We start from the raw sequence: 4,998 nt of genomic DNA on the forward strand, positions 1-4,998 counted from the left end.
ATGAGTCTGCAGAAAACATCTCTGAATGATAAATTCGACTTGGAGAAGTCGCAGGTTTTGATGAATGGCACGCAGGCGCTTGTGCGTTTGATGTTGATGCAAAAGGCGCGGGATGTGCGGGCTGGTTTGAGCACAGCGGGTTACGTAACAGGTTATCGTGGGTCACCCTTGGGGGCTGTCGATTTCCAAATGACGCGCGCGGCCAAATTTCTAGCGGCTTCTGATGTGAAATTCGAAGAGGGGCTGAACGAGGATTTGGCCGCAACGGCGCTTTGGGGCGCGCAACAGGCTGAATTGCGCGGCGAGGGTAAATATGATGGCGTCTTCGGTCTATGGTACGGCAAAGGCCCTGGTGTAGATCGCACAGGCGATGTGATGCGTCATGCCAATATGGCAGGCACGTCCGTTAATGGCGGTGTCGTTATGGCGATGGGTGATGATCATACGGGCGAAAGCAGTACGGTCTTGCATCAGTCCGAGTTCGCTTTGGTCGACGCCTATATGCCAATCGTGAGCCCTGCGGGTGTGCAGGAAATGATGGACTACGGATTGTACGGCTATGCGCTGTCGCGGTTTGCGGGTGTTTGGGTCGGTCTGAAAACGATGAAAGACACGGTTGAGGTCACGTCCGTTGTGAATGGTGATCCGCATCGCTTGGATTTTGTGAACCCAGAGTTTGATTTACCCGAAGGTGGTTTGAACATCCGTCTGGTCGATGATCGCTACCAACAAGAAGCGCGTTTGCTGGATTTCAAACGCCAAGCGGCCGAAGCGTTCAGCCACGCCAACAAAATGGACAAACGCATTTGGGGCAAAACAGGTGCAAAGATTGGACTTGTCGCTGCAGGTAAGAACTGGCTCGATCTGACCCATGCACTGTCTTTGCTGAACATCGACGAAGCAGAGGCCGAGCGCATTGGTTTGACCACCTATAAGATCGGACAAACTTGGCCGATGGATATAAAGGGGTTTCGTGCTTGGGCCGATGGGCTTGATCTGATCGTTGTGGTCGAAGAAAAGCGCAAGTTGATCGAAGTGCAGATCAAAGAGGCGCTGTTTGATGATCGCGCGGGGCAGCGCGTTTACGGCGAAAAACGTGAAGGCGTCGAGATGTTCCCAGTGCGTGGTGCGCTTGAGCCGATCATGATTGCAGAAAATCTTGGGTCCGTCCTGACGGATGAGGGCTGTGGCACAGACGGCATCAAGGCGGGACTTGCAACACTGGATGAAGCGCGTCGCGCTGATAACGCACCGCAATTGGCCGCGCGTTTGCCGTATTTTTGTTCAGGCTGTCCACATAATAGTTCTACCAAAGTACCGACGGGCAGTCGCGCCTATGCGGGGATCGGCTGTCATTTCATGGTGCAATGGATGGACCGCGATACGCTGGGTTTCACGCATATGGGTGGCGAGGGCGCGAACTGGATTGGTGAAGCGCCTTTTTCGACGCGCGATCACGTATTCCAGAATATTGGCGATGGCACCTACAACCACTCCGGCATCCAAGCAATCCGCGCGGCTGTGGCTGCGGGCACGACCATGACCTACAAGATCCTGTTCAACGATGCGGTCGCAATGACCGGTGGGCAGGGGAATGATGGAGGTCTTGATGCGGCCCGCATTGCGCGTGAAATCGCGGCGATGGGTGTTCAGAACCTTAAGATCGTTTATGACGAAAAAGAGGATGTGCAGGCGAGTGCGTTTCCAAGCGGCATCGCGATGCACGAGCGCGCTGAATTGCAAAGCGTGCAAGAAAAATTGGCCAAGACGTCTGGCGTGTCTGTGATCCTTTATATCCAGACCTGCGCTGCAGAAAAACGGCGCCGTCGCAAACGTGGCTTGTTCCCTGATCCTGATAAGCGTGTGTTCATCAATCCCGATGTTTGCGAAGGTTGCGGCGATTGCGGCGTGCAAAGCAACTGTGTGTCGATCGTGCCTTTTGAAACCGAGTTGGGCCGTAAACGTGCGATTGATCAATCTAGCTGCAACAAGGATTTTTCCTGCGTCAAAGGTTTCTGTCCGTCGTTTGTAACCGTTGAAGGTGGCACACCGCGCAAAGCCGCCACGGCATCTTTGGATTTGCCTGATCTGCCTATGCCAGACCTGCCATCGATCAATGGAACGCATAATGTCGTCATTACGGGCGTTGGCGGAACGGGTGTTGTGACGCTTGGCGCCGTGCTTGCGCAAGCGGCACAATTGGATGGAAAAGGCGCTGGCATGATGGAAATGGCGGGCCTCGCACAGAAGGGCGGTGCGGTGCATATCCATTGCCGCCTGGCGAACCGTCCTGAGGACATTTCTGCGATCCGCGTCGCAACGGGAGAAGCCCACGCGTTGATCGGTGGTGATCTGGTGGTCAGCGCGGGATCAGCCACGCTGGGCCTGACGAAAGAGGGTCAAACAGGCGCGGTTGTGAACAGCCATGAGATCATCACAGGTGATTTCACACGCGACACAGAATTCAAACTGCCCACGGCGCAGATGCAACTGGCATTAGAGGCGCGTTTGCGGGACCGTGTTGATCTGTTTGATGCGTCCGATCTGGCGAAAGTGATTTTGGGGGATGCGATCTTCTCCAACATGTTGGTGTTTGGAGCGGCTTGGCAGCGTGGCTTGATCCCACTGTCTTTGGACGCTTTGCAAGAAGCGATCCGCATGAACGGTGCGGCTGTTGAAAAGAACCTTTATGCCTTTGATGTTGGGCGTTGGGCGGTTTTGCATCCTGAGGACGCAGGTAAATTACTGGCGCCTAATGTGGTGAACTTACCTAAATCCTTAGAGGAAAAGATTACCTTTCGAGCGGATCATTTGACATCTTATCAAAGCAAACGTCTTGCGAAACGGTACCGCAAGTTTTTGGACGCCATTGAGGATGTGCGCCTGAAAGAGGCAGTCGCGACAGGGTATCACAAGCTGCTGGCGTATAAGGACGAATACGAGGTTGCTCGTTTGCATCTGGACACTGCTGCAAAGGCTGCCGAGGCATTCGAGGGTGATTTGAAAGTCACTTACCATCTTGCACCGCCGATGATGACCAAGACGGGGGCTGATTTTAGACCCATGAAGAAAGAATTCGGACCAAATATGCTGCGTGGTTTCAAATTACTTGCCAAGATGAAGCACCTGCGTGGCACTCCGCTTGATCCCTTCGGGCGCACCGCTGAACGTAAGATGGAGCGCGCATTGATCACGCAATATGAAGCGGATATGACAATGGCGATTGGTAAAGCCGATGCCAACACGATGGATGCGGTTGTTGCGCTTGCAGAGTTACCGATCTCGATCCGTGGTTTTGGTATGGTGAAAGAAGCAAATGAACGCAAAGCGTCGAAGCGGCGTGAGGAATTGCTAAGTGTGATCCGTGCGGGTGGGGCAGGTTTGGCGCAGGCTGCCGAGTAATCGAAATGCTGCGCGGTGTGGCCTCCAATAAAGTGTCATATGCGCACTGTGCCGAAACGCGCGCCGGCCAATTGGTCGTGCGCACGCTTGAAAATGCGACGGGACGTTTGGGACTTATCAAGCGCGGGGCGGGGATCGGGGATGCCGATTTCTGGGAAAGTACAGTTCAGGCTTATGGGCTTAGCCTTGACGTGATCTCTGGTGCATTGGCCGATATTCCAAAGACTGGCCCGCTGGTCGTGATTGCAAATCATCCTTACGGAATTCTTGACGGGATGATGATGGGCTTGATTTTGGCACGGGTCCGCAGTGATTTTCGCATATTAGCTAATGATGTTTTCCAGAACTCTGATACGTTAACGCACATGGTTTTACCCGTTGCCTTTGAGGCAACCAAAGCTGCGCAAATGGTGAACATACAAACCCGCAAAGTAGCGCGCGTGCATTTAGGACAGGGCGGTGCCATTGGAGTTTTTCCCGGCGGTACGGTTTCGACAGCGTCTAATGCACTTGGCCATCCGCTTGATCCTGAATGGGGTGCGTTCACGGCACGTTTAATCACCAAGTCGAATGCGACCGTCGTCCCCATTTATTTCGAGGGCCACACCAGCCGCATGTTTCAAATCGCGAGCCATCTTCACACAAGCTTGCGCTTTGGTTTGTTGATCAACGAGTTTCGCAAACGCGTTGATACGCCTGTGCGCGTCGCTATCGGAAAACCGATCAATCCAGACGAAATGAAGCGACGTGAAAAAGACACGCGTGAAATGATGGATTTCCTGCGACGATCCACGTATGAGCTATCTTTAAAGCCGATTGATGCATCGCGGTACGGCTATGACTTTTCGCAAAAGCGTTAAATAAAGGGGCACAGCATGGCAGTTGGGATTTTTGACAGTGGCTTGGGCGGTTTGACCGTGCTTGACGCGGCCCGCACGCGTTTGCCGGATACGCCGTTTGTATACTACGCCGACAGCGCCCATGCGCCCTACGGTGTGCGCAATCCTGATGACATTTATCAACTGACGAAAACGGCTGTCGAGTACTTGTGGAACAACGGCTGCGATCTAGTGATTTTGGCCTGTAACACGGCCTCTGCGGCGGCTTTGCGGCGTATGCAGGAAGCAGGCGTGCCACAGGGCAAGCGCGTTTTAGGTGTGTTCGTTCCGCTGATTGAGGCGCTGACTGAACGCGAGTGGGGCGATAATTCGCCACCACGTGAGGTCGCCGTCAAAGAGGTCGCTGTGTTTGCGACACCTGCAACCGTATCCAGCCGTGCGTTCCAGCGTGAACTCGCGTTTCGTGCGATTGGTGTGGATGTCGAGGCTCAAGCCTGCGGCGGCGTTGTGGATGCCATCGAGGACGGCGATATGATCCTAGCGGGGGCCTTGGTGCGCAGCCACGTGGACGCGTTGAAACGCAAGATGCCTGCCCCACAAGCCGCCATTTTAGGCTGCACGCATTACCCTTTGATGCAGGCAGAATTCCAAGCGGCCTTAGGCGAAGGTGTGAAAGTCTTCAGTCAAGCTAATCTGGTGGCTGAAAGCCTTGCTGATTATCTGGAACGCCGGCCTGATTTCATTGGGTCAGGCAAGG

At 54.1% G+C, this 4,998-nt stretch carries 3 protein-coding genes; all 3 read left to right on the top strand.

All coding sequences use genetic code 11. The annotated features are described in order from the left end of the window. A complete protein-coding gene (locus QZ279_RS15070) occupies positions 1 to 3,402 on the top strand; it encodes an indolepyruvate ferredoxin oxidoreductase family protein (RefSeq protein ID WP_293452417.1) in 3,402 nt (1,133 codons plus the stop codon). A 5-nt stretch (positions 3,403 to 3,407) separates the two neighbouring features. Continuing rightward, positions 3,408 to 4,262 (top strand): lysophospholipid acyltransferase family protein, encoded by an 855-nt coding sequence (locus QZ279_RS15075; protein ID WP_293452419.1) that lies wholly within the window; start codon positions 3,408 to 3,410, stop codon positions 4,260 to 4,262. 15 nt (positions 4,263 to 4,277) lie between these two features. Further along, positions 4,278 to 4,998 (top strand): aspartate/glutamate racemase family protein (locus QZ279_RS15080; protein ID WP_293452422.1); only part of this gene is annotated, 721 nt, incomplete at its 3' end.

Source organism: Planktotalea sp. (assembly GCF_018607965.1).
Classification (GTDB): Bacteria; Pseudomonadota; Alphaproteobacteria; order Rhodobacterales; family Rhodobacteraceae; genus Planktotalea.